The 25,149-nt window shown below is 36.5% G+C and carries 24 protein-coding genes and 1 tRNA gene; 12 read left to right on the top strand and 13 right to left on the bottom strand.

From position 1 onward, the window contains the following. The first annotated feature begins 9 nt into the window (after positions 1 to 9). The gene (locus tag AC1MPL_RS03610) at positions 10 to 294 is read left to right on the top strand and encodes a putative quinol monooxygenase (RefSeq protein WP_479764304.1); all 285 of its coding nucleotides are present in this window, start codon (positions 10 to 12) and stop codon (positions 292 to 294) included. Between the two features lie 65 nt (positions 295 to 359). Here AC1MPL_RS03610 and AC1MPL_RS03605 read toward each other — a convergent pair. The 3 genes from AC1MPL_RS03605 to tpiA form a co-directional block, all read right to left on the bottom strand. Next, positions 360 to 444, bottom strand: a tRNA-Leu gene (locus AC1MPL_RS03605). A gap of 53 nt (positions 445 to 497) precedes the next feature. Further along, entirely contained in the window at positions 498 to 821 is a 324-nt protein-coding gene (gene secG / locus AC1MPL_RS03600; RefSeq protein ID WP_479764302.1) for a preprotein translocase subunit SecG, read from the bottom strand. Positions 822 to 841: 20 nt separating this feature from the next. Next, complete coding sequence (tpiA, locus tag AC1MPL_RS03595; protein WP_479764300.1) at positions 842 to 1,636, bottom strand: triose-phosphate isomerase; 795 nt, start codon at positions 1,634 to 1,636, stop codon at positions 842 to 844. A gap of 256 nt (positions 1,637 to 1,892) precedes the next feature. Here tpiA and pilB point away from each other — a divergent pair, with 256 nt between their 5' ends. From pilB to coaE, 4 genes are read left to right on the top strand one after another with little or no spacing between them, the layout of a single operon-like run. Further along, positions 1,893 to 3,611, top strand: coding sequence for a type IV-A pilus assembly ATPase PilB (gene pilB / locus AC1MPL_RS03590; protein ID WP_479764299.1), 1,719 nt, complete (start codon positions 1,893 to 1,895; stop codon positions 3,609 to 3,611). Positions 3,612 to 3,629: 18 nt separating this feature from the next. Then, on the top strand, positions 3,630 to 4,853 hold the full coding sequence (locus AC1MPL_RS03585; RefSeq protein ID WP_479764298.1) for a type II secretion system F family protein: 1,224 nt from the start codon (positions 3,630 to 3,632) through the stop codon (positions 4,851 to 4,853). Continuing rightward, complete coding sequence (locus tag AC1MPL_RS03580) at positions 4,853 to 5,713, top strand: prepilin peptidase (protein ID WP_479764296.1); 861 nt, start codon at positions 4,853 to 4,855, stop codon at positions 5,711 to 5,713. Before AC1MPL_RS03585 ends, AC1MPL_RS03580 begins: the two co-directional genes overlap by 1 nt. A 1-nt stretch (position 5,714) precedes the next feature. Continuing rightward, positions 5,715 to 6,320, top strand: a complete 606-nt coding sequence (coaE, locus tag AC1MPL_RS03575) for a dephospho-CoA kinase (protein WP_479764294.1) — start codon at positions 5,715 to 5,717, stop codon at positions 6,318 to 6,320. Between the two features lie 9 nt (positions 6,321 to 6,329). Here coaE and rlmB read toward each other — a convergent pair whose 3' ends face one another. Both rlmB and ppnP read right to left on the bottom strand, forming a co-directional pair. After that, positions 6,330 to 7,076 (bottom strand): 23S rRNA (guanosine(2251)-2'-O)-methyltransferase RlmB, encoded by a 747-nt coding sequence (gene rlmB, locus AC1MPL_RS03570; RefSeq protein ID WP_479764292.1) that lies wholly within the window; start codon positions 7,074 to 7,076, stop codon positions 6,330 to 6,332. Positions 7,077 to 7,187: 111 nt separating this feature from the next. Next, complete coding sequence (gene ppnP, locus AC1MPL_RS03565; protein WP_479764291.1) at positions 7,188 to 7,511, bottom strand: pyrimidine/purine nucleoside phosphorylase; 324 nt, start codon at positions 7,509 to 7,511, stop codon at positions 7,188 to 7,190. A gap of 305 nt (positions 7,512 to 7,816) precedes the next feature. Here ppnP and recN point away from each other — a divergent pair, with 305 nt between their 5' ends. The 3 genes from recN to ruvX all read left to right on the top strand — a co-directional run bounded on the left by recN (position 7,817) and on the right by ruvX (position 10,556). Next, complete coding sequence (recN, locus tag AC1MPL_RS03560) at positions 7,817 to 9,478, top strand: DNA repair protein RecN (protein WP_479764289.1); 1,662 nt, start codon at positions 7,817 to 7,819, stop codon at positions 9,476 to 9,478. A 90-nt stretch (positions 9,479 to 9,568) separates the two neighbouring features. Next, a complete protein-coding gene (locus AC1MPL_RS03555) occupies positions 9,569 to 10,126 on the top strand; it encodes a YqgE/AlgH family protein (RefSeq protein ID WP_479764288.1) in 558 nt (185 codons plus the stop codon). After that, entirely contained in the window at positions 10,119 to 10,556 is a 438-nt protein-coding gene (gene ruvX, locus AC1MPL_RS03550) for a Holliday junction resolvase RuvX (RefSeq protein ID WP_479764286.1), read from the top strand. The genes AC1MPL_RS03555 and ruvX overlap by 8 nt, the downstream gene beginning before the upstream one ends. Before the next feature lie 48 nt (positions 10,557 to 10,604). On the opposite strand, the gene AC1MPL_RS03545 is transcribed toward ruvX, so the two are convergent. From AC1MPL_RS03545 to AC1MPL_RS03530, 4 genes are read right to left on the bottom strand one after another with little or no spacing between them, the layout of a single operon-like run. Next, positions 10,605 to 11,609: an HlyD family secretion protein gene (locus tag AC1MPL_RS03545; RefSeq protein ID WP_479764285.1), complete on the bottom strand. Its 1,005-nt coding sequence runs from the start codon at positions 11,607 to 11,609 to the stop codon at positions 10,605 to 10,607. Positions 11,610 to 11,631: 22 nt separating this feature from the next. Beyond that, positions 11,632 to 11,838, bottom strand: a complete 207-nt coding sequence (locus AC1MPL_RS03540) for a DUF1656 domain-containing protein (protein WP_479764283.1) — start codon at positions 11,836 to 11,838, stop codon at positions 11,632 to 11,634. Further along, on the bottom strand, positions 11,835 to 13,919 hold the full coding sequence (locus tag AC1MPL_RS03535) for an FUSC family protein (protein WP_479764281.1): 2,085 nt from the start codon (positions 13,917 to 13,919) through the stop codon (positions 11,835 to 11,837). Before AC1MPL_RS03535 ends, AC1MPL_RS03540 begins: the two co-directional genes overlap by 4 nt. Beyond that, positions 13,906 to 14,061, bottom strand: a complete 156-nt coding sequence (locus tag AC1MPL_RS03530) for a hypothetical protein (RefSeq protein WP_479764280.1) — start codon at positions 14,059 to 14,061, stop codon at positions 13,906 to 13,908. The genes AC1MPL_RS03535 and AC1MPL_RS03530 overlap by 14 nt, the downstream gene beginning before the upstream one ends. 198 nt (positions 14,062 to 14,259) lie before the next feature. Here AC1MPL_RS03530 and AC1MPL_RS03525 point away from each other — a divergent pair, with 198 nt between their 5' ends. Both AC1MPL_RS03525 and ggt read left to right on the top strand, forming a co-directional pair. Further along, complete coding sequence (locus AC1MPL_RS03525) at positions 14,260 to 15,066, top strand: IclR family transcriptional regulator (RefSeq protein WP_479764278.1); 807 nt, start codon at positions 14,260 to 14,262, stop codon at positions 15,064 to 15,066. A gap of 160 nt (positions 15,067 to 15,226) precedes the next feature. After that, positions 15,227 to 16,906, top strand: a complete 1,680-nt coding sequence (gene ggt / locus AC1MPL_RS03520) for a gamma-glutamyltransferase (protein ID WP_479764277.1) — start codon at positions 15,227 to 15,229, stop codon at positions 16,904 to 16,906. A gap of 288 nt (positions 16,907 to 17,194) precedes the next feature. On the opposite strand, the gene AC1MPL_RS03515 is transcribed toward ggt, so the two are convergent. The 4 genes from AC1MPL_RS03515 to lpxO form a co-directional block, all read right to left on the bottom strand. Continuing rightward, on the bottom strand, positions 17,195 to 17,812 hold the full coding sequence (locus tag AC1MPL_RS03515; protein WP_479764275.1) for an alpha-ketoglutarate-dependent dioxygenase AlkB family protein: 618 nt from the start codon (positions 17,810 to 17,812) through the stop codon (positions 17,195 to 17,197). A 46-nt stretch (positions 17,813 to 17,858) separates the two neighbouring features. Beyond that, complete coding sequence (gene pgsA, locus AC1MPL_RS03510) at positions 17,859 to 18,449, bottom strand: CDP-diacylglycerol--glycerol-3-phosphate 3-phosphatidyltransferase (RefSeq protein WP_479764273.1); 591 nt, start codon at positions 18,447 to 18,449, stop codon at positions 17,859 to 17,861. Between the two features lie 166 nt (positions 18,450 to 18,615). Then, positions 18,616 to 20,415: an excinuclease ABC subunit UvrC gene (gene uvrC, locus AC1MPL_RS03505; RefSeq protein WP_479764271.1), complete on the bottom strand. Its 1,800-nt coding sequence runs from the start codon at positions 20,413 to 20,415 to the stop codon at positions 18,616 to 18,618. A 157-nt stretch (positions 20,416 to 20,572) separates the two neighbouring features. Further along, complete coding sequence (lpxO, locus tag AC1MPL_RS03500; protein ID WP_479764270.1) at positions 20,573 to 21,490, bottom strand: lipid A hydroxylase LpxO; 918 nt, start codon at positions 21,488 to 21,490, stop codon at positions 20,573 to 20,575. 292 nt (positions 21,491 to 21,782) lie between these two features. On the opposite strand from lpxO, the gene AC1MPL_RS03495 reads away from it, so the two are divergent. Further along, a complete protein-coding gene (locus tag AC1MPL_RS03495) occupies positions 21,783 to 23,936 on the top strand; it encodes a 3-hydroxyacyl-CoA dehydrogenase NAD-binding domain-containing protein (RefSeq protein WP_479764268.1) in 2,154 nt (717 codons plus the stop codon). Further along, positions 23,936 to 25,096 (top strand): acetyl-CoA C-acyltransferase, encoded by a 1,161-nt coding sequence (locus tag AC1MPL_RS03490; protein WP_479764266.1) that lies wholly within the window; start codon positions 23,936 to 23,938, stop codon positions 25,094 to 25,096. The genes AC1MPL_RS03495 and AC1MPL_RS03490 overlap by 1 nt, the downstream gene beginning before the upstream one ends. Positions 25,097 to 25,149 lie beyond the last annotated feature (53 nt).

Below are 25,149 nucleotides of genomic sequence, written 5' to 3'. Positions count from 1 at the left end.
AAAATACACATGAATATTTCAATTATTGCAACATTCATTGCCAAAGCAGGTCATGAAACACAGTTACAGACATTGTTTATGCAAGTGATTGAACCAACATTAAAAGAAGCAGGCTGTATAAAATACGCACTACACACCAACAAAGAGAATCCACAAGAATTTATTTTTATTGAAGAGTGGCAAAATCAAAATGACTTAGATAAACATTTAAAAACTGATCACATTAAAAATCTTTTTAATGATATTCAAGGAATGATCGAATTTTCTGAAATTAAAACGCTTCAGTTACTTTAAAATCGCACACAAAAAAGGCCTAATTCTTTGAATTAAGCCTTTTAAGTATATCCAACTTATAAAGTTGGTGCGGAAGGGGGGACTTGAACCCCCACGCCCGAAAGCACTACCACCTCAAGGTAGCGTGTCTACCAATTCCACCACCACCGCATTTGCAGGCATTCTATTCTTTTATGAAAGAAAAGAAAAGTATTTGTCACAAATTAGTTCGCACTTTTTGTCGTGTTTGCTGAATTTGTAGCCGGTGCTGTTATAGGCGCTTGATGGTCAGTTGTTAAACTGTACGCATCTTTAGTTTGCTGTTTTGCAAATACTGCCAATGTTAAACTTGTTACAAAGAACAATGCTGTAAGCACGCCTGTTAAACGCGTCAAAAAGTTACCAGAACCAGATGCACCAAACACCGTTGCAGCACCACCGCCGCCAAAAGATGCCCCAGCATCTGCGCCTTTACCTTGTTGCACTAAAATAAGTGCAATCATAGAAACTGCCAATAAAACATGAACTACAAGTACAAATGTATGCATATAAAAAAGTTTCCTCTGCCCTATTTTGCTTGAGCAAAAGCTTGTGCAATTTTATAGAATGAATCTGCTTTTAAAGAAGCGCCCCCAACCAATGCACCATTAATATCAGCACATGTTGCAAGCTCTTCAGCATTCTCAGGTTTCACACTACCACCATATAAGATTGCAATCTTATCACCTGAAGAAGTCAATTGTTTTAAACCTTCGCGAATTTTTGCATGCATAGCTTGTGCATCTTGCGCAGATGCAGTTTTACCTGTGCCAATTGCCCAAATTGGTTCATAAGCAATAATGATTTGCGATTCCCACTGAGCATCACTCACGACTGAAGCAATATCACAAATTTGTTGTAATACAACTTTTTCAGCAACACCTTGCTCACGTTGCTCTAAGCTTTCACCTACACAAAATACTGCTGTTAATCCTGTTTTTAATGCATTCGTAAGCTTTTGACGAAGCACATCTGTATCATCTGCCAACAACTCACGGCGTTCTGAATGCCCAATAATTACATGGTTAATTTGACTATCTTTAAGTAAAGTTGCACTTACTTCACCCGTAAAAGCACCTGTTCCCTCAAAACGAGAAACATCTTGTGCAACAGTATGTACTTTACGTGAGTATAATGAAAAATCTGATTGTACTTTAGAAAGCGCAATAAATGTTGGCGCAACAGCAATATGGCATTTTTCTTCTAAGATTACTGATTGTTTTAAACATTGACCAAATTGCTCAGTCCACTCCTGAATACTCGATAATGTTGGGTTCATTTTCCAGTTCCCAATCACCCAAGGTACAATAGTCGAAGCTGACATAAACACACCTTTCTTCATTTATTTAAATAGAATGCACTTATTTTACACAGTTTTTTAGTTTTTGCGTTTTTTTTTGTTTCTTGCTACATTTTGATCATATTTTAATTAGCACTTTTTACAGTTTATTTTATCATTTTGAAGTAAATATATTTTACTATATATATTTATTGTATACCTTTTTTGGTCTTAATCGTATAATTAATGGTTAAGATTTCATCATTTTTGATTGTATTATTTATTTTGGGCATTATTTTTTATGGCACTTCCTTTAGTTACACCTAGGTTAACAGGGTTTGTTCGTCGACTTGTCGATGATGGACATTTTTCTGATGAAGAAATGTTTGACGCCTTAGAAACAGCAAAGAAAAATCGTGAAGATATTGTTAACTACTTAGTTGAAAAGCTGAATTTTTCTTCTTTAATTCTTGCAGAGACAATTTCTAAAGAGTTTGGGGAACCTCTTTTAGATCTTGCAGCATACGATCCAAGCTTACTACCCAAAAATTTAGTAGATAAGAAACACATTCTCAATTATCGTATTATCCCACTCTTCCAAAGAGCAAACAGCATTATTCTTGCTGTAAGCAATCCTACTAATTTAGAAGCAATTGATACAATTCGCTTAAATAGTAATTTACAGCCTGAGATCGTTATTGTTGAACACAATAAATTAATCGAAACTATTCAACAGAACTTCAATGAAGAGTCACACTTTGAATTTGATGATGATGACCTTGATATTAGTTTTGACGAAGAAATTGAAAATGATGGAACATCTCAAGATGATTTTGATCAAGACCCTGAAAATGAAGCACCTATTGTTAAATATATTAACAAACTATTGGTAGATGCTATTCGTATGGGCGCATCAGATTTACACTTTGAACCCTATGAAAAAAGTTACCGTGTTCGATATCGTGTAGATGGCATTTTAAGACAAATTGCAACACCACCATTACAATTGGCTAACCGCCTATCATCACGTTTAAAAGTAATGTCTCAAATGGATATTTCAGAGAAACGTGTACCACAAGATGGACGTATTAAACTCAAACTATCTAAGAATAAAGCAATTGACTTCCGTGTGAACTCATTGCCAACCTTATTCGGTGAAAAAATAGTACTGCGTATATTAGATCCATCTAGTGCAATGCTTGGCATTGATGCACTTGGTTATGAACCAGACCAAAAAGCTCTATTCTTAGATGCATTACACCAACCGCAAGGTATGGTACTGATTACAGGACCAACAGGTTCAGGTAAAACTGTTTCACTTTACACTGGTTTAAATATCTTAAATACTGAAGATTCTAATATTTCTACTGCCGAAGACCCAGTAGAAATTAACTTAGAAGGAATTAACCAAGTCAATGTAAACAATAAAGTGGGTTTAAGTTTTGCTGCTGCACTACGATCTTTTCTCCGCCAAGATCCAGACGTTATTATGGTTGGTGAGGTCCGTGACTTAGAAACAGCAGAAATTGCAATTAAAGCTGCTCAGACGGGGCATATGGTACTGTCTACACTACACACTAACAGTGCGCCTGAAACACTAACCCGATTAAGAAATATGGGTGTACCATCTTTTAATATTGCTACATCAGTAAACTTAGTGATTGCTCAGCGACTTGTGAGACGCCTATGTCCATCTTGTAAAGCACCTATTGATATTCCTAAAAATAGTTTATTGGAAATGGGACTAACTGAGCAAGATTTACAAGAAGATTTTACTATTTATCAACCTGTTGGCTGTTCTGAGTGTCGAGATGGATATAAAGGGCGATTAGGTGTATATGAAGTCATGAAAATTACGCCTGAAATTTCAAGACTAATTATGGAAGATGCCAATGCGCTTCAAATCGCAGATGCTTCTGCAAAACTGGGCTTTCATAACCTACGTCGCTCAGGCATTAAAAAAGTTATAGCAGGCTTAACATCACTACAAGAAGTACACCGCGTTACAAGCAATTCATAATTTTTATTGGGGAAAACTGTGGCTAAAAAAACAGATCAGGTGTTAACTTTTTCCTATACTGGGACAGACCGTAAAGGTATAAAAGTTAAAGGGGATATTCCTTCGCGTAACATGGCACTTGCAAAAGTAACTTTACGCAAACAAGGTATTCAAGTTATATCTATTCGACAAAAAAGAAAGGATATTTTAGAAGGTATCTTTAAAAAGAAAGTCTCCACACAGGATATTACTATTTTCACTCGTCAGCTTGCTACAATGATGAAAGCAGGAGTGCCACTCGTTCAAAGCTTTGAAATTGTTGCAGAAAGCTTAGATAACCCAAGTATGAGAGATATTGTTTTAGGGATAAAATCTGAAATCGAAGGTGGTAACACGTTTTCCCATGCACTCGGTAAATACCCTCAATATTTTGACAAACTTTTTTGCTCATTAGTCGAATCGGGTGAACAATCAGGTACATTAGAGACCATGCTTGACCGTGTTGCGATCTATAAAGAGAAAAGTGAATTACTCAAACAAAAGATTAAGAAAGCAATGAAATATCCTATTACAGTGATTATTGTTGCAATTATTGTCACCATTATTCTACTTATTAAAGTTGTACCAACATTTCAAGATATGTTTGCCTCTTTCGGTGCAGAGCTTCCTGCTTTCACTCAAATGGTTGTGAATATGTCAAAGTGGATGCAAGCCTACTGGTATATTCTCATCGCTGTCATTATTGGTGGAACAATTGCAATTTCTCAAAGCTATAAACGTAGCCTAAAACTCAGAAACTTCTTAGATCGCTTAATGCTAAAGCTGCCAATTTTTGGTGATTTAGTTTATAAATCTATTATCGCACGTTATAGCCGTACACTATCTACGACATTTGCGGCAGGTGTCCCACTCATCGAGGCACTTGAGTCAACTGCACGTGCAACCAACAATAGCGTATATGAGTCTGCTGTCATGCGTATCCGTGAAGATGTTGCATCAGGGCAACAACTCCAATTTGCAATGCGTAGTGCTGATAAGTTTCCCAATATGGCTATCCAAATGGTTGCTATTGGTGAAGAGTCAGGTGCACTAGATACCATGCTAGATAAAGTCGCAACGTATTATGAAAATGAAGTAGACAATGCGGTTGATGGATTAACAGCAATGATGGAACCTCTAATTATGGCAATTCTTGGTATTCTTGTCGGTGGATTAGTCGTTGCAATGTACTTACCAATTTTCCAAATGGGTTCAGTCGTCTAATGAATGACGTTATCTCTATGTTTTCACAAAATCCAACATTACTTTATGTGACCGTTGGATTACTCGGTTTGTGCATTGGCAGTTTTTTGAATGTCGTTATTTTACGTACACCTAAAATGATGGAGCAAGAATGGAAACAGGAGTGCCAGTCTTTACTTCACCCTGATCAGCCTATTATTGACCACCAAAAACTTACGCTAAATCACCCTGCATCTACTTGCCCTAGCTGTAAACAGCCAATCCGTTGGTTTCAAAATATTCCCGTTATAAGCTGGTTATTTCTCAAAGGGAAATGTGCCTCATGCAAGTATCCCATTAGTATTCGTTATCCATTTATTGAATTACTCAGTGCTGTTTGCTCAATCGTAGTCGTTTTCACTTTTGGTGCATCATTACAGATGATATTTGGATTAATATTCACTTGGATATTAATTACATTAACATTTATCGATTTTGATACCCAGCTACTTCCAGATCGTTTTACTTTCACGCTAGTAGGTATAGGTCTTGCTGTGAATAGCTATAGCCTTTATACATCACCTACGCTTTCAATTTGGGGAGCACTTATCGGCTTCCTTTGCCTATGGGTTGTTTATATATTATTTAAACTCATTACAGGAAAAGAAGGCATGGGCTATGGTGACTTTAAGTTACTTGCAGCCCTTGGTGCATGGATGGGGCCAATTATGCTCCCGCTTATTATTTTGCTGTCCTCTTTAGTGGGGGCAATTATAGGTATCATTCTTTTAAAAATAAAAAAACAGAATCAACCTTTTGCTTTTGGTCCTTATATCGCCATTGCAGGATGGATTGCATTTCTATGGGGGCCAACAATCATGCGAATCTACTTAGGACAATGAAATGCCTCTAACGATTGGACTAACAGGTGGTATCGGCAGTGGGAAAAGTACTGCGAGCCAATGGTTTGAACAGCAGAGAATTACGGTTGTAGATGCAGATATTGTAGCTAGAGAGGTTGTCCAACAAGGACAACCTGCGCTACAAGAAATTGAACTGGCATTTGGTGCATGGGTCTTAGAAAAAGACGGCTCTTTAAATCGAAAGGCACTTAGAAATCATATCTTTCAAAATAAAGAAGCACGCCAAGTATTAGAAAATATTACGCACCCTAAAATTAGGGATTCAATTACTTATCAACTTCAAATGATACAATCACCTTACGGTATTTTAGTTTCTCCACTACTATTTGAAGCACAACAAGATTCACTTACACAGCGTACATTACTTATTGATTGTAATGAAGCCACTCAAATCTCACGCGCAAGCCAAAGAGACCAACAATCAATTGAACAAATTAAAATGATTATTGCGACACAAATGACACGTGAAGAAAAACAAAAACGTGCTACAGATATCGTAGTAAATGACACGACACAAGAGTTTTTATACGGTCAGCTTCGTGCATTACACCTAAAATATTTAGCTTTATCTGAATTGACCCTATAACACAGCTTATTATTGATTACGCTGTCGTGTCGCCTCATATAGGGCCATGCCTGTTGCAACACTGACATTTAAGCTTTGTAACTGCCCGTACATCGGGATATATGTTGTAATATCACACTGGCTTTGCGTAATTGGACGCAAGCCCGTATCTTCAGCGCCCATTACAATCACAACTGCACCTGTTAAATCACAGCTTGGCAATGGTTTAGCTTGCTCATCAAGCATTGTGCCAACAACCTGATAATAAAACTTATCTTTCACATGTGCCAAAGTGCGCGCCAAATTTGTGACCTGAATAAACTGAATTTTTTCAGCACCACCCGCAGCTACTTTACGTGCAGTTGGCGTTAAACTTGCCGATCTATCACGTGGAACAATCACTGCTTCTACACCCATTGCTGCTGCTGTACGAATACACGCACCAAGATTATGCGGATCGGTTACTTGATCTAAAGCCAACAATAAACATTCAGGTTTTTTTGTTAATAATTCATCTAAATCTTTTTCATTCAATACAGGATGTGGCCTTACAGCAGCAACAACCCCTTGATGGTAAGGTAAGCCCGCAAGCTTTTCTAACGTATCACGACTTGCTTTTTGAATACTGACACCAAATGGCTCAGCCAACTCAACAATATGTTTTAAACGCTGATCATCACGACCTTTTAACGTAAACAATGTAAGAACTCGCTCTGGTTCTAACTCCAGTAACGACTCCACAGAATGTACACCATAATAATATTCTGGTTTAGCCATGAATGAACAACCTTTAAAAACACTAGAAAAAAATAAAATCCTGTTTAGTTAAACCAAAACAGGATTCATCATACAATTGATATTATTTTAGCTGATATTAATCGTGTTTACCTAACCTTCTAAATGGCAAACATAATCAAGAACTTCTTTTGCCTGTATTTTAAAAACACTTTCGCCTGAAACATAAAAAGATTGACCTGCGCGGAATAGCTCAGACTCTTCACTTTCACCTACCCACACAAGGCACTCACCTGAAATTATTTCCATTCTTTCAGGAACATGTGCTTCAAAAGTTAAAATCTGTTCGCTAGGTAAAATAACACCTAATGTCTTTTTTGTGCCATTTTCAAACTGAACAGTATGACTGATACATTTACCATCAAAATAAACATTAGATTTTTTTACAACAGAAACATGATCAAACTGCGTCGACATGCATATTCTCCACTTTATTTTACTGAATCAGCAAGAAATGTATTCATTTTATATGACCCAATTTATTACAATTGGTTTTCTATAAAATGTTATCATTTCACGCGAGATAACTTTTATATTATTTGTATCTAAAAAGAAAAATTGAAATACCCTAACTCACTATTTCAAACAACGATTATCTTTCTTTAAAATAATCTTGGCAGATTCAAGTTTTTATGTATCATCTTTCTTAATGATGAAATTATGATGACATAAAATCATCACATCAATATTACGACAATACTTCGCACAATCTGGATGCGTCTATGCTCACTCATTTAACACTTATAAACTTTGCCCTTGCAGATCACCTTGCTCTAGATATTCCGCCTGGCTTTAATGTTTTAACAGGTGAAACAGGCGCAGGTAAATCTCTTTTATTAGATGCATTATCTGCTTGTTTAGGTGAACGCACAGATAGTAACCTTGTTAGGTTCGGTACCGACAAAGCAGATGTAACGGCGACCTTTAGTTATTCAACAGGTTCAACTGAAGAAAACTGGTTGAATCAGCGAGAACTCGCGGATGACTCTGGTGAAATTCATTTACGACGTGTTATTTTTGCAACTGGTCGCAGTAAAGCATGGATTAATGGCAGACCAACAAGCCTCACGGAACTCAAAGAGCTTGGGCGTATCATTGTGCAACTGTATAGCCAACATAGCCAACAGCAACTTTTAGAACCACCTTACCCAAGACAGTGGCTCGATCGATACAGTAACTTTCACTCACAAGCCAATACAGTTCGCCAAGCATATCAAACATGGCACAAAAATATTCGTCTACATGCGGAAGCACTCAATGCTCAGGCGAGTAAAATACAGCGTATTCAAACCTTAGAGCTTCAACTTGAAGAAATTGAAGAAGTTGCCCAATATAATTATCTAGAAATAGAACAAGAGTTTGATCGTCTAAGTCATCATGAAAGTATTATGCAGGACTGTAGCCAGAGTCTAAATATTTTAGATGAAGATGAGCAGAACATTACACAAGAGCTCGCAAACATATTAAGAAAAATCGAAAGCCATGCTAGCCGTAGTGAACAACTTAATGAAATTTACAGTGCTTTACTCAATGCACAAAGTGAGATTAATGATGCAACTTTAAGTTTACGTCAATTTATTGATAGCCAAAGTTTTGATCCTGAAAGAATGGAACAGCTTAACCATGAACTGGCTATTTTTCATCGACTTGCACGCAAATACCGTTTGCAACCTGAAGAAATCGCATCCGAGGGTGAGGCTTGGCAAAATGAATTATTACAGTTACAGCAACTAGAAGATCCTGAGTCACTCTCCGCACAAGTTGATCAAAGCCATATGGCTTTTGTCGATGCTGCTGAAACTTTAGACAGCATGCGTCAAGAAGCTGCAATACCACTGGCTAAACAACTAACAGAACAGGTAAAAATACTCGCACTACCTGAAGCATATTTTGAGTTTAAATTTGAAAGATTATCTGAAGCAACTGCTGAAGGTTTAAGTTCAATTCAGCTACTCTTTACAGCAAATAAAGGCATTCCACCTCAACCACTCGCAAAAGTTGCATCTGGAGGTGAATTATCTCGTATCGCACTCGTTATGCAAGTCATGAATGCAGAAAAAACAGAAGCAGAAATGATTGTATTTGACGAGATTGATGTGGGTATCAGTGGTGGAACTGCTGAAATTGTCGGTCGCTTACTTTCAGGACTTGCAAAACATGTCCAAGTCCTATGTATTACACATCAAGCACAAGTTGCTGCACAGTCAGATCACCACTTACTCGTGCAGAAACAACAAACCAATCCTGCAAGTAGTTGTATATTTTCACTTTCAGAGGAGAAACGTATTTATGAATTGGCTAGAATGACCGGTGGTATTGAAATCAACAGTACAACTTTAGAGCATGCTAAACAGCTTCGAGAGTTAAAATTTCATGCAAAATAACTATTACAGGCTTGGCGAATAGCCCATAGTCTTGTATGTTAAAAAGTCACCTTCATTAAATTCAATTTACGAAATTGTGGGAGATCGCCTTTGGTAACCAAAAAGTATCTAACCCATCGCTGTTTAATTTCACCTCCCGAAACAACAGATTTGTTTTTTAACAATACGCTCATTTATATTGTTCGTCATGATGATCAGGGTGCCCAAGGCATCATTCTAAATAGACCCACAGATATTGAAATAAAAGATCTCCTGAATGATTTAGAAATTGATGCAGACCATGTTCATCCACATGCGGTTTTACAAGGTGGACCCTTACGTCCCGAAGCGGGCTTCGTATTGCATACTGGTCAGCCAACATGGCATTCGTCCATCGCAATTAGCGAAAATGTATGTATTACCACAAGTAAAGATATTTTAGATGCCATTGCCCATAATGAAGGTGTTGGGCGTTATCAAATTGCTTTAGGTTATGCCTGTTGGGAAAAAAACCAACTTGAAGAAGAAATGGCAAATGGTGACTGGCTATTGTGTAATGCAGATATGGATCTTATTTTTAACCTTCCCTATCATGACCGATGGGATGCAGCATATAAAAAAATTGGGGTTGACCCCAACCGCTTAGCTACGGAGATTGGGCATGCCTGAACAACATAAAATGATTATGTCTTTTGATTTTGGCACACAAAAAATGGGCATGGCTGTTGGACAACAATCCATCTCCTCTGCAAATCCATTACCACTTTTTCCAATGAAAGATGGTATTCCTCAGTGGGATCAACTACTGAAATTGGTAAAAACATGGCAACCTGACCTATTTTTAGTAGGCTTACCATTAAATATGGATGATTCAGAGTCTGAGCTTTCATTACGTGCACGTAAATTTGCACGGCGTTTACGTCATCAAACCAATATTGAAACACTCATGGTTGATGAACGCCTAACTACACGGGAAGCACGTGATGATCTAGACAACTACCACAAACAGGGTCGTGGTAAAGGAATTGCAGCAGATAGCCTTGCAGCAGCATTATTTATCGAAAGTTGGTATCACACACCTACCTCAATCCGTCCATAAAAAATGCTCGGTATTCCGAGCATCTTCTACTGCTAGTTCAGAGTAATTTTAACTTTTCCCAAGAACTCGTACGGTTGCTGTACGACCTGCCATAAATGCCATTTCATTTACAGGATCTTCATCTAACACAATTTTTACGGGTACACGCTGTGCAAGACGCACCCATGTAAATGTTGGATTTACATTGGCAAGTAATGAAGAACTGGCTGTACGTTCGCGATCATCAATACCAGATGCAATACCTTGTACATGCCCTTTTATCTTATGATCATCACCCATGAGTTCAATGGTTGCTTTATCACCAATATGAATACGGTTTAACTTCGTTTCTTCAAAATAACCAACCACATAAAGTTGTTTACGATCTACCATAGCAGCAACAGCTTGGCCGGTCTTCACATAATCACCAACACGCATACTAAAATTCGTCAATGTACCATCAGCAGGTGCAATAACTTCAGAACGCTGTAGGTTTAACTGTGCAAGATTCACATTACTTTGAGCAACCTCAATTAAAGCATGTTGCTGTTTAATATTAGCTTGTGCTTGCTCAATACTTGCTTCTAACTGCGTATGTTCTGCATGTGCTTGATCTCGTGTTGCAACCACTTGATCTTGGTCTTTCTTCGAAATTGCTCCTTCCATCAAGTTTGCATAGCGTGTTGCATTGCGGTCAGCCAGTCGTGTATCAACCGCAGACTTAATTAAATTAGCTTTGGCTTGTGCTAGCGTTGCTTCACCTTGTGCTAGCCCTGCTCTCGCTTTTGCAAGGTCAGACTTGGCTTGCTCAAGGTCTAACAGCTGCCTTGCTGTGTCAATTTTAAAAAGTACCTGCCCTTTCTTAATTGTTTGGTTATCTTGTACTAAAACCTCAGTTACCAACCCTGAAACGTCCGATGAAACTTGCATTACATCACCTCGAACACGACCATCACGTGTCCATGGCTCTGCATTGTAATAGTCCCATAGATGAATTACGGTAAATACTGCAATGACAAGCATTACAACAATCACTACAGGTCTGACTGCCTTACGCACATCAAAAGAACTCATTTTTTTAACCCTAATTTATGAACTAAACAATAAACCAAACAAATGCTTGATGGACACCCAATAAACAAAGCAAGTACAGACACAAGTTAAACAATCCTGAAAAAGCAATCCATCCATCTCGTATCAACTTTTCCGTTACCTTTCCAACACATAAAAATAAGATGTAAGCTAAAATTGCTTGTACTAAGAAGCTCGGTACAAAAACACCATAAATATCAAAATCGCTCATACCATTACTTCTCCTACATGAATTTGATGCGATGCATCTGCATGTAAAATACTATTTCTAATATTATTTAAGCTGCTTTTTACTCTTTGCTGAATAGTCAGATCACCATTTTCATTGGTCAGTTGCTCAACCTGAGCAAGTAGGCTCATCAATTTAGTCTGAGTTTGATTAGAAATCGTTAGCGTTTCCTCTAGTTCTCTAAATGTTTCATCAAGAATCTGCTGTAAGTTTCCAATTGCATGATGCAAAGATACAGAAAGTTTATGAGAGTTTGCTAACTCTTCCAAACGTGCAAAATCGACAACTGCACTGGTTTCAATCAGTGCCCAATTCATTGCAATTTTTAAGTTTTCAGATTGCACAAGCTTTGTATTAAGAATACCTATTCGATCCATCATGCTACGCAAATGAATACGAAACTTTGTGCCATACGGTATATAAAGTGCTTCACGCATTGCTTTGTAGTGTTTGGCAAGAATACGACTTGCTGTTTTTTCAGGAGACATCGCCCGTATAAAATAAATTGAAATAAGCGCACAAAGCACACCTAAAATCATGCCAAAAGATGCTTCTAAGAATGCAACCGTATCCATTGCATAACGATTTTGTAGGTTCATTGACATCACACTCGTTACCCCAAGCACTAACCCCAATGCCATTAAACTAGGCGTAGGTATCAACAAGGCAAAAAATATGAGTGACGGTGCAAGTACAACCGCGACCTCCCAAAATTCAGTAATATTTGGAAAAATGCCAAAAGCATAAATAAAGACAATTCCAGATGATACAATACTGCCCCATAAAAATATTTTTAGCGCAGGTATTGGATTATCAATTGCTGTTAAAATACAAGCACATACTGCTGACATCTGTGCCAACATATAACCTGCTTTCCAACCACTGAGTATCCATATTGCAATGCCTAAAAATGTGCTTAGTGTGGCTGCTAGACCACCACGAATGGCCACGCCTTGGTCACGGTGTAAGCTCGGATAATTTGTTGTTATTGGCACAATATTTTCAGGAATTTTCTTTTCACCACGCTGAATATTTTCCCAAATAAGCTTAACAATTCGAACATTTTGAATGTAATGGCGCACATCCATTTTAAAACTATATAAAACAGTTTTCTGTTCAGGTGTCAGTTGATCCATTAAAGATTCAAATTTTTCATCAAACTGGTCAGGTAAAGCCAATATATTTTTTTCATTGCATTGTTCATGACACTTTAAAAATTTGACCACCAAAATATCAATTTCATTCATCTTTTTTGTGAATTGTTCATTTTGTAAATCGAGTTGTTTTAAACGCTCAGACATAGCTACTAAATTGGCTACAGCCATAGACAGTTGATGCAACATTTCCTGTAAGGGCTTGGTCATTCCTTTAAGCTTAGATTTTTCATACCACAGATGTACCGCCAAGACATGAATTTCACTCATATCTCGTGTTACAGATGCTAATGCTTGCGTATAGTTATTCTTCTCAATTTCATTTTTTAAAATTTGAGAAAATAAATCTTCAATGCTCACCAAATTTTTATTTACACGCTGTTGAATAACAGGGCCAATATGCATTGGAAAAATCACAGCAGATACAACTGCAGTACAAATAACAGCAATCGCAATTTCCAAAAATCTGGCGAGAGCAATATCAAAAATACTATGTATATCAATATTATTAATGGAGTTAAATACAATCATTGCGACCGTATAACCTGAAAGCATTAACATATAACTTCTAGGCGTACGATCAAGTAAGGAAATATATAGACAAAACCCTACCCATCCTGCTATTACACAAGCAAATAGCCAAGGTGTATTGATAAGATTAGGCATAAAAATGATTGCAACGATTGCTCCAATGGCTGTTCCAGCAAGACGATAAAGTGCCTTAGATGAAACCATTCCAGAAAAAGGGTTAGATACAATAATTACTGTACCAATAGACCACATCGGATTGAGCAAATCTAAAGAAAATGAAATATATAACGCCAGTATTGCTGCAATATAGGTCTTAATTGCAAAAATTAAATCTAATCTACTTGGTCTAAATGCCAAGAGCTGTTTAATAAGTTGCATGCCTAACCTCTATAACACTCATCTGAATAGAATCTCGATAAATATGCCAAAAATAGTCTTCTAGACCTAGAGGGTTATACAACTCTAGGTCTTGACCATGATTTTTAAATGTATAGGTAACTTTTGATGGGACAGTACGCAATATCTAAAAGAACCTTAGATTTTAGCACTGTCTTGATTCGATATTTATATTATCAATTTTTTCAAATATTTTTAAAATAGTCAATAATAATATCTTAATATGATAATATAGATATTTTTAAGTTTGAAGAGAAGTTCTTTTTGTGCTAAAACATTTTACTTAGAATCGTAATATTATTTTTTAGGAATAGCATGTCTTATGGCTATTACAAGTTTTGGGAAAATTTTAACTGTACTGGATCTCTTCTCAGTATCTCGTCATGTCATTAATGTCGATATCATTAGTGAAGAACTTGGTCTTTCTCGTCCAACAAGCTACCGCTATTTAAAAGAACTTGTTTCAGCAGATTTATTACAGCGCCTCAGTGGCACATCTGGTGATTACACGCTTGGTCCTAAGATTGCTGTTCTTGACTATATTTCTCGTACTACAGATCCACTAGTACAAATTAGTATTCCTTTTATGAAGGAAATTGCTGAACGTACAGAATTAAATTGCTTACTGACTTTTTTAAACCATGACTATTGTATCGACCTACATGGCGAGTCATTTAAAGGAAATATGGTTTTATCTTACGGGCGTGGTAGTCCACGACCTGCATATATTGGCTCATCACCTAAAATTATTATTTCGCATTTAAATAAGCAAGGTTTGCAATCATTTTACGAGAGACATACTCAAGAACTTTCAAATGTAGGTTTTGCAAATGATGAGGCTAGCTTTATACAGCGTCTAAAAAAAATTAAAAAGCAAGGCTACTATTTTTCTCAAGGTGAAATTGACCCTGCTTATTCAGGTCTTGCAGTTCCTGTTCGTTACTCAGCAAAACTTGCACCTGTTGCACTTACTGTCGTCGGTTCAAAAAATCGATTTGAATTTGTGAATACACAAAAACTGATTGCTATGCTTAAAGAAAATGCAGAAGAAATTGAAAAGAAGTACCAATCTCTTATTGCAGAGGTTGAATCTGAGCACCAATCTCATCTTCTAGAGAGAACTATATAGTCTTAACATCAACAAAGGTAAATCATAGAATTTACCTTTGTTTACTTATATTTAAAATATTATTGGTACACTTTTTGCTTTAAAAAATAATAAATATATTTGAATGAGCCAACCTATTATGAATAGCAAAATTCATCAAAGCACCAAAAAAGAAAACAAAATGAGCCATTCATCTTCAGGGAAATACTGTGCTACACCATCGACATGTCAAAACCCAATTCTAACCAATGCCGCTGTCACTACACCACACTATTTGGCAACTCAAGCTGCTATTGAAATTCTCCAAAAAGGAGGTAATGCAATTGATGCAGCGATTGCAGCATCAGCAACACTTGCCGTCGTTTATCCACATATGAACTCAATAGGTGGGGATAACTTTTGGCTTATCTATAATGCTAAAAATAAAACAGTCAATGCCATTAATGCCAGTGGTCGTTCAGGTGAAAAAGCAACCATCGATTTTTACAAAGCTAGAGGCTTCAATAGTATTCCTAGTAGAGGCTATTTTGCAGCAAACACCGTTCCCGGAGTCGTATCAGGCTGGGATTTAGCACATACATATGCAAAAAAACACTTCTTAAATACAGGCTTAGAGTGGAAAGATTTATTTAATAAACCCATTATGTATGCAAAAAAAGGCTGTGCCGTTACACCCTCTTTTGAAAAATGGTTAGAAATAAATACCGATTCAGGCGATAAAAATGCTCGTTACTTACAGCGATTTTCTTCATTTAAAAAGACCTATCTAAAAGAAAATGGAGCGCTCTACAAAATTGGTGAGATATTTAAGCAACCTGATCTTGCACAAACACTTAAAACGATTGCCACTGAAGGTGCAGAAGCATTTTATACAGGAAGTATTGCTGAAAAAATTATTGCTGACTTATCTAAAAATGATGGTGTACTCACCCTTAAGGACTTCAAAAATCATCAAGCAAATTGGGTTAATCCTATCTCCACAACATACAGAAACTATACTGCTTATAACCTTCCTCCAAACACACAAGGTATTACCTCTTTAGAAGTCTTAAACATACTTAATCAGTTTAATTTAGAAAATATTGCTGAGGGTTCAGCCGACTATTATCATCTAATTGTTGAATCCACTAAAGAAGCTTTTATTGATAGAGATAAATACCTCACAGACCCTGACTTTGCTCATATTCCTATAAGTGAACTCCTTTCTAAAAGCCATGCAAAGGCGCAAGCTGAACGCATTAAGATGGATTTAGCAGCAAAAAACCAAGCTGCTCTAGACCCAAAAGGAGATACAGTTTGGCTAGGCGTTATAGATGAAGATGGAAATAGTGTCTCTCTCATTCAAAGTATTTATCATGACTTTGGTTCTGCCATCGTTCCAGAGGGAACTGGTGTTTTACTACAAAATAGAGGAAGTTTTTTCTCACTAGACAAGACACACATCAATTGTTTACAACCTAAAAAACGTACTTTCCATACATTAAATGCAGCAATGCTATTAGATAATGAACAACGACCAACTCTTATCTACGGTACAATGGGTGGTGAAGGACAACCACAAACGCAAGCTGCAATTGTCACGCGTGTTATTGACTATAAAATGACTGTACAAGAAGCAGTTGCAGCACCTAGATGGCTCTATGGACGTACATGGGGTATGGCATCTAATAACTTAAAAGTAGAAAATCGTATTAATGCAGATACTATTCAAGAACTGGAACATCGTGGGCATCCTATCGAAGTCTTAGAAAGCTATTCCGACCTTATGGGACATGCGGGCGCAATTTCAGTAAACTATCAGCTTGGCACAATAAATGCTGCAACAGACCCACGAAGTGACGGACTTGCCAGTGGATATTAGCCCTTTCCTTACCATGCAGGTATAGATCATAAATCTTACCTGCATACTACAATAAAAATATCACTCATCAATATGCCCACAACGCTTGCACAAACTAAATGAGCAATACTTCTCAGCATATAATTACAATTAATTTTGGTACTATTGGCAGAAATAATCTTTATAGAATTTTTAAAATAAAACCCAAGACTCTCAATGAGCTGAATAACACTAAACAATATTAATTAGGTTAAGGTTTTTCTTGTTTTAATACAATTAACTTCAAACTATATAACGTTAAACCTAACATTATATTTCAGAGAAAATATTCCGAAATGTAAGATTCACTCTTGGTTCAAGTATTTTTGTCATTTTAGGTATTGTATGCTGCCAAAATATTTGAGTATCGCCTTTCATAACAATGAGTTGACCTGAATATAAATTCATTTCAATAAACTCCTTTGTCAGCATATGCTTAAATCGAAACTTACGTGTTGCACCAAAACTTAAAGAAGCAATAACAGGCTGTTTTCCTAAAAAGCTATCTGCATCACTATGCCACCCCATACCTTGCGTCCCATCTAAATATAAATTTGCCAAGCATGAATTAAAAGATACCTTTGTTAGCGCTTCAATTTTATTTCTTATCCTAACTAAAAAAGGATCCCAACACTTTTCTGCATTGTGCTTAAAACCTGAATATGTATAGTGTATTTGATCATCTGCATACCAAGCATATTTTCTTGCAGTCACATAATGCCGACCATGTATTTTTGCTTCATCATGCTGCCAATTTAAATTTTCTAAAAGATATGCCAAACTTTTTTCTGCCTCTATTGCAGTACAAATGAGACCAAAATCTTTTACATGCCCATCGTAAGGTAAAAGATTTTCACATGGTTCAGCATTAAATAAATCTAAGTTCATAAATACACCATTAAAAAAGCCTCTATATGAGTAGAGGCTTTATACACTAAGGTTGTTTTAAAAATGGCCATGCTGCCCTTAAATAAATCACCATTGACCATAATGTAAGAATAACGGCGGTATACAATAAAAGGTAAGCTAAAATATCGAGAGGTTGCCAATTAAGTAGAAACACACTAATTGCAATCATTTGAAATGCTGTTTTATATTTTCCAACTGTAGATACAGCAACATTGGTTCTTGCTCCAAGTTCTGCCATCCATTCTCTCAATGCTGATACTGTAATTTCACGAGATATAATAACAATAGCTGCAAATGCCATTGTAATTGATGGTCTCCACTGCACTAAAACAACCAAGGCAGCCGTTACCATCAGTTTATCGGCAACAGGGTCTAAAAAACGCCCAAAAGCAGAAGTTTGGTTCAACACACGTGCCAAATAACCATCAAACCAATCTGTTATTGCTGCAAGAATAAATATAGAAGTTAATAATGTATGACGAAACAAGATCGTTTCATTCACACCATTTACACCCACTACAGGTGGCCAGTAGGCAATCACCAAAAAGACAGGGATTAACACAATCCTTGCAATCGTCAAGATATTTGGAATATTCAGGATCCGCCCTGTGCTCATATACACCCGCCACTTTACTTTAGCTGACTATGCCCAACATACACCGTGTCAAAGACATTATTATTTTACTGAAACATCTTGTCACTTTATACGAATTGCTGTTTTATGTCGACTAGAAGCTCAATAAAGTTTTTATGATTGAAAGAAGCAAGTGGCTTGTCTTTTATTATTCATGTAAAACCTTATAAATAGTTCTCGCCATTGCTGTACCAATGCCTAAAACACCTGTTAATTCTTTTTCTGAAGCACGTAACACACCTTGTATACCTCCAAAATGCGTTAATAAATCTCGTCTTCTCTTTGGTCCTAATCCTGGTATAACCTCCAATACAGAACCTGCACGGCGTTTATCACGTTTTGCACGATGTTTAGTAATTGCAAAACGATGTGCTTCATCTCGAACCTGTTGAATTAAATGGAGTGCTTTACTATCTTCTGGTAATTGTACTTTTTCACCATTAGTAAAGTGTAAGGTTTCTAATCCTGGTTTTCTCCCCTCTCCTTTCGATACCCCAACCATAAAAGGATCTAAATTTAAATTTTGCATGACTTCCATTGCCATATGTAACTGCCCTTTGCCACCATCTATGAGTAATAAGTCAGGCAACAATGCTTTTTTATAACGGCGAGTGAGTGCCTGTTTCATGGCAGCATAATCATCTCCTGCTTGAATATCTTCAATCGAAAATTGACGATAATCTCTTTTTCGCATTCCACCCTGATCAAACACTACACAAGAAGCAATCGTCGCCTCACCCATCGTATGGCTAATATCAAAACACTCTATACGATCAACCTTACGGTTTAAGACTTTTTCTAGCTGATAAAAACGCTCATTTAACTCTAAGTGATGATTTAACTGACCTTTAATCGCATGCTGCACATTCATTTGTGCAAGCTCCAACCATTCTGCACGTGTTTCTCTCACGTTCTGCTTAATAGAAACTTTCTTCTTAAATGCTTCATAAAAAGCTTCTTCAAGCTGTATCTGATCAGGTAATTTCTGATTCACGATTAACTCTTGAGGTATTTCATCAGCAACTTGAAAGTAAAAATTTGCAATAAAGTCACTCAGCATTTGCCCTAAGTCATTGCCCATCATGTCAGGAAAATAACTCTTTCCACCCAACATCTGTCCATTACGAACATGCATAATCTGAACGCAGGTTACCCCTGCCATATATGCAATTGCTAAAATGTCAGCTTCACCCTTAAATGTATAGACTGCTTGCTGGGCAGAAACCTCTCGAAGCAAACCTAAACGATCTCGATAAAAGACAGCCTGCTCAAACTCTAAATTTTCTGCAGCTTTTTCCATCTTTTGAATCAGCTCATGATTTAAAGCTTTGGTATCACCCTGTAGAAATTGCATTGAATTTTTTACATCTTGTGCATAATCTTCAGGTGAAATTAAACCAACACACGGCGCTGTACACCGTTTAATTTGGTACTGCAAACAAGGTCTTTTACGCTGTGAAAAATAGCTATTTTCACACTGTCTCACATTAAAAAGTTTCTGAAGAGTGAGTAACATATCTCTTGCACTTTGTGCACTTGGATAAGGACCAAAAAACTTACCCTCTTGATGCTTCCCTTTCCCTCGTCCACTTGCAATTCTTGGATAAGGACGATCTGCCGAGATATAAATATAAACATACGATTTATCATCTCTCAGCATAATATTGTATGGAGGACGATTCTCTTTAATTAAATTTTGCTCAAGCAATAATGCTTCAGTTTCCGAACGAACAATAAGTGTTTGAATATCATAAATACGTGCAACCAATGCTTGAGTCTTTGGATGCTCAATTGTTTTTAGAAAATAACTAGAAACCCTATTTTTTAAATTTTTTGCTTTACCTACATAAAGTAGCTCACCATCTTTTCCAAGCATTTTATATATGCCAGGTAGCTGGGTCATATGCTGTAGAACTTTTTCTATATGTTGGCGTGCATTTGGATTCACAATATTCCTTTAAATGTATTTAACTCAACGACTATGTTATGTATTGGATGCAATCGCAATAACTTTCAAGTCAAAGATACATCTCAGCATCAAAAAAGCACGCTAGAAATAAAGCCAAGACTTTACGGTTTAGCGTGCTTTTCAAGCATTGTTATAATTACTTAAAAATATATGGGCGAATAAAAATAAGAAAGAAAATTCCCAACATTAATATCCACTTTAAAATGTAATATAACGTTCTATTGGCTTTTTTTAGTGCTTTAGCTTGAATACGAATTTGATAAACATAACCAAAAGCTTTATTTAAACCACCTGTTTGATCACCTACTTCATTTGGTGAGCTCGCAGCTGTCATTACCTTACGACCAAACCAATGATTAAAACTTTCCATCAATTTTGTTTTTAATGGACGCTCTACATCACAAAATAAAATAATACGATTCTGATCTGTCATATTTTCTGCATAGTGAATATATGTTTCATCAAAAACTATACTCTCACCATCACGCCAAGAATAACGACCACCATCAACATCAATAAAACAACGATCATCATTTGGAGTCATTAATCCCAAGTGATAACGTAATGAACCTGCATATGGGTCACGATGGCGTACTAAACGACTATTAGGGGCTAACTCAGTAAACATCGCCGCCTTAATTGATGGAAGTGTTTTCAATAATTCTGTTGTTTTAGGGCACAATTCAGATGCAGATGGATGCCTTGAATCATACCATTTTAAATAAAAACGCTTCCATCCTGTTTTAAAAAAGGAATTAAAACCAAGATCATTATATGTACTTGAGGCTTTAATACCACCTTGTTCATACAAGGATTTTGCCTCATCACGAATCATTTCCCAATTTTCATCTAGCACTTTAAGGTCTTTAAAATATTGCGTTTCAATATACGGCTGATTTGGCACTTTTGAAAAACAATACATTAAAAAATTAATAGGTGCGAGTAATGTTGAATGATCAAAAAACTGGCGATAAAAAGAATGACGTACCTTACCACGATATTGAATATAAAGCGCAGATATCACAAAGATTGATAGAATAACCCATTTAGTCATAAGCAAACCGAATTGTGTCTAATATTTAAAATCGAAATATTTTAATAAATTATCATTATATGCAAATTCAATGTATAAAATAAGAATAAAAATCATCCTATTCCGTTTTTTATAACACTCGTATGACAAAATATGATCTAGGAATTTGGTAATCTCTTTCTACGACTTAGATAATCCAACAGATTTTATATAGTTATCGTAATATTCAGCAAGAATTTGATGTGTATCAGCATAAATATATGCAAAATAGCAATAAGTTAAATATTGGTAAAAAAATAAAGGAGATCAGCGCATGATCCATATTGGCAATGCGATTACCGTTCGTATGCTACAAAACGGTATTGCAGAGTTCCACTTCAATTCACAAGAACATTTGGTGAATAAATTTGATCATGCCACCTTAGAAGACTTTAAAGAGGCACTTGATGTAATTGACTCACAAAAAGATATTCAAGGTTTAATCGTTACATTTGCAAAAGCATATTCTTCACTTCATACAGAAATGAAAACATATATGGACTATTGCACTAAAGATGAAATAGCCATAAACAATGAACTTCAAGAGCTTTATTCTCTTTTAAGTCGATTAGAAGAATTACCCCTACCAACTGTCGCAGTCATTTCAGATGACCTCATTGGTAGTGGTTTTGACATTGCACTTGTATGTGATTATAGAGTGATATCAAATACATCAAAACTAGGCTTCTTAACAACGAAATTTGGTCTACTGCCTACTTTTGGTGGAACAACTCGCTTACCAAGATGTATTGGTTTAGAGGCTGCTGTTCAGTTTTTTACAACAAAAACACCATTACCTCTCGAGGTCTTACAAGCTTATGGACTAGTAGACACCATTACAAACAATGAAAAAATAATTTCAGCAGCATTAAATATTATTCAATATGCCATACAGGGTGAGTTTAATTGGAAAAAATCAAGAAAAGAAAAGAATGCGCCGTTACAGCTCAGTTCACTTGAACAATTTATTGCACTACATGCCATAAAAACAGAAGCTTTTTCACAAAATGCTTTAATGCATAATCCAGCATTAAAACTACTGTTAAATACACTACAAAATTCAACTGCTCTCAATGCACAAGAAGCATTTCCTTTAGAAGTCAGTTATTTTATTCAAGCGATCAAGCAACCACAAATACATGTACTAATAAATTCATTGCAAGCAAATGATTTTTATAATAAAAATATATTACAACATATGGATAAAGCAACACCAATTATGCATACAGCAGTGCTAGGGACTCACCTAACTGCAAGTCAAATTACGACAGAAATAGCGACTCGCCATAAATCAGTTTTAGTAAAAGTTTCCACTGCCGAAGAAGGCAATCAGGCTGTAGAATCAGTTCGAGATCGTTTGTATAAAAAACTCGAAAAGCATGAAATTTCAATTCAAGAAGTAGGTCATGCACTCTGCCAAGTCCACCCAACATATACTTATGAAAGTATTGCAAAAGTAGACTTTGTCATAGAAAGTCTAGATTATCATCCAAAATCTAAAGTTCAAGCAATTAAAGAAGTTGAAAGCCAAATTGTAACCAGAGATACAATTATTGCTTCAAACACATCTACAATATCAATTACACACATTGCGAAAACATTGCAACGTCCTAAACAGTTTATTGGCATGCACTTTCTAGGTGAAATTTCTAATCATAAATTTGTTGAAGTCGTATATGGTGAAGAAACTTCTCAAGAAACCATTTCAACAAGTATGACATTTGCAAAAGCATTAGGGAAAATACCCGTTTTAATAAAAGATGGTGCTGGTTTCTTTATTTACCGTACATTAATTCCTTATTTGAATGCCTTTGAAGCGCTTGTCGAACAAGGCATAGACTTCCAAAAAATTGACCACACTATGGAAACTTTTGGATGGCGTATGGGTCCTGCTGCGATGATTGATCAACTTGGGACACACCAATTTATGCATATGGCTGAGTTACTTGCTGAAAGCTACCCTGAGCGTATGGAAAACGAACTTCACGGCGTAACATCTTTATTACATCATGCCGAACGGTTCGGTTATCAAAACAGTTTTGGTTTTTATCAATACAAGAACCAGAAAGATAAACTTATCGATACAGCAGTATATGAAATTATTGAACCACTGATTCCAGATGAAAGAGAAACGCTTAGTCACCACGAAATTATAGATCGTATGATGCTTGCTTTATGCAATGAAACTGTTAGATGTTTAGAAGATAAAACGATTTCTACTGCTTACGAAGCAGATCTCGCTATGTGTTATATCGGTTTTCCAAATGCCAAAGGTGGCCCTTGTCGCTATATAGAGCAAATGGGTATTAAAGAATATATTGCCTTATGTAATACCTACACTCACTTAGGAAAAATATACGAAGCTCCTCAAATGTTGCATGACCTTGCAGAGAAAAATCAAAGCCTATTTCGTACAGGAGAACAATAATGGCACAATTAAATGCACGTGATGTTGTGATTGTTGATGCTGCCCGTACGGCAATGGCAAAAACACAACGTGGTATGTTTCGACATCTTCAAGCAAGCGAGTTATCAGCAGTCCTGATTCAGCAAATCTTAGAAAGAAATCATTTTAATTTAGAAGATATTGAAGATGTTATTTGGGGCTGTGTTCATGCAGAAGGTGAAGAAAACATTGCCCGAAAAATTGCGCTACTTGCTCAATTACCAAAAACAACCGCAGGACAAACAATAAACCGTTTAGATGGTTCTTCAATGCAAGCACTCCATAGTGCTGTTGCACAAATAGCAACACAGCAAGGAGATGTCTTTATTGTTGGTGGTGTTGAACATTGCCACAGCAAACCTACAAATACAAACCAGCATTTTCAACATACAAAATATTATGCACAAGCCTCTCATAATTTTGGGTTAACTGCTGAAATATTTGCTCGTATGAATGGTATTACACGCGAACAGCAGGATATTTTTGCATTACAATCGCATCAACGTGCATGGCAAGCTACCCAAAATGGTGCTTTTGCAAAGGAAGTCGTTACTATTTCAGGGCATAACCATGATGGCTTTAAAATACCCTGTAAAATCGATGAAGTCATTCAGCCACACCTAGCACTTTCAGACTTACAAGCATTACAACCTATATTTGATGCTGAAAATGGCATCATTACAAGCGAAACATTAGCACAGCCATCTAGTGGAGCATCAGCATTATTAGTCATGTCTGCAGAGTATGCAAAGGCTTTAAACTTAAAACCAAGAGCTGTAATTCGAGCGACTGCTATAGCAGGCTGTGATGATGCCTTAATGGGATATGGTGCAGTGCCTGCAACTCAGAAAGCCCTTAAACGTGCAGGTCTTTCAATGAAAAATATTCAAGCCATCGAAATACATGAAACATTTGCAGCCCAGACTTTGGCCGTACTCAAAAACTTAGACCTTTTTGAACAACAAGATAAAGTGAATATTTATGGTGGTTCAATCGCACTTGGACATCCAATTGGATGCTCAGGTACACGACTACTCACTTCATTACTGCACATTATGGAGCAAAAGAAAACACAGTTTGGTCTAGCCACCATGTCTATTGGTCTAGGACAAGGTATATCAACTATTATTGAGCGTATTTAGAACCATATCCGATCTCATCATCTTCTTTGGTGAGATCGTTTGCTGTGCAACTT

This window comes from Acinetobacter sp. N1-1, from assembly GCF_056711485.1.
Note: the sequence above shows the minus strand (reverse complement) of the source record. Positions and strands in the feature narration are given on the sequence as shown.

Bases quoted from the DNA above. Each gene is read 5' to 3' on its own strand.
- AC1MPL_RS03610 (WP_479764304.1), top strand. From the start codon at position 10: ATGAATATTTCAATTATTGCAACATTCATTGCCAAAGCAGGTCATGAA.
- secG (WP_479764302.1), bottom strand. From the start codon at position 821: ATGCATACATTTGTACTTGTAGTTCATGTTTTATTGGCAGTTTCTATG.
- tpiA (WP_479764300.1), bottom strand. From the start codon at position 1,636: ATGTCAGCTTCGACTATTGTACCTTGGGTGATTGGGAACTGGAAAATG.
- pilB (WP_479764299.1), top strand. From the start codon at position 1,893: ATGGCACTTCCTTTAGTTACACCTAGGTTAACAGGGTTTGTTCGTCGA.
- AC1MPL_RS03580 (WP_479764296.1), top strand. From the start codon at position 4,853: ATGAATGACGTTATCTCTATGTTTTCACAAAATCCAACATTACTTTAT.
- coaE (WP_479764294.1), top strand. From the start codon at position 5,715: ATGCCTCTAACGATTGGACTAACAGGTGGTATCGGCAGTGGGAAAAGT.
- rlmB (WP_479764292.1), bottom strand. From the start codon at position 7,076: ATGGCTAAACCAGAATATTATTATGGTGTACATTCTGTGGAGTCGTTA.
- ppnP (WP_479764291.1), bottom strand. From the start codon at position 7,511: ATGTCGACGCAGTTTGATCATGTTTCTGTTGTAAAAAAATCTAATGTT.
- recN (WP_479764289.1), top strand. From the start codon at position 7,817: ATGCTCACTCATTTAACACTTATAAACTTTGCCCTTGCAGATCACCTT.
- ruvX (WP_479764286.1), top strand. From the start codon at position 10,119: ATGCCTGAACAACATAAAATGATTATGTCTTTTGATTTTGGCACACAA.
- AC1MPL_RS03545 (WP_479764285.1), bottom strand. From the start codon at position 11,609: ATGAGTTCTTTTGATGTGCGTAAGGCAGTCAGACCTGTAGTGATTGTT.
- AC1MPL_RS03540 (WP_479764283.1), bottom strand. From the start codon at position 11,838: ATGAGCGATTTTGATATTTATGGTGTTTTTGTACCGAGCTTCTTAGTA.
- AC1MPL_RS03535 (WP_479764281.1), bottom strand. From the start codon at position 13,919: ATGCAACTTATTAAACAGCTCTTGGCATTTAGACCAAGTAGATTAGAT.
- AC1MPL_RS03525 (WP_479764278.1), top strand. From the start codon at position 14,260: ATGGCTATTACAAGTTTTGGGAAAATTTTAACTGTACTGGATCTCTTC.
- ggt (WP_479764277.1), top strand. From the start codon at position 15,227: ATGAGCCATTCATCTTCAGGGAAATACTGTGCTACACCATCGACATGT.
- AC1MPL_RS03515 (WP_479764275.1), bottom strand. From the start codon at position 17,812: ATGAACTTAGATTTATTTAATGCTGAACCATGTGAAAATCTTTTACCT.
- pgsA (WP_479764273.1), bottom strand. From the start codon at position 18,449: ATGAGCACAGGGCGGATCCTGAATATTCCAAATATCTTGACGATTGCA.
- lpxO (WP_479764270.1), bottom strand. From the start codon at position 21,490: ATGACTAAATGGGTTATTCTATCAATCTTTGTGATATCTGCGCTTTAT.
- AC1MPL_RS03495 (WP_479764268.1), top strand. From the start codon at position 21,783: ATGATCCATATTGGCAATGCGATTACCGTTCGTATGCTACAAAACGGT.
- AC1MPL_RS03490 (WP_479764266.1), top strand. From the start codon at position 23,936: ATGGCACAATTAAATGCACGTGATGTTGTGATTGTTGATGCTGCCCGT.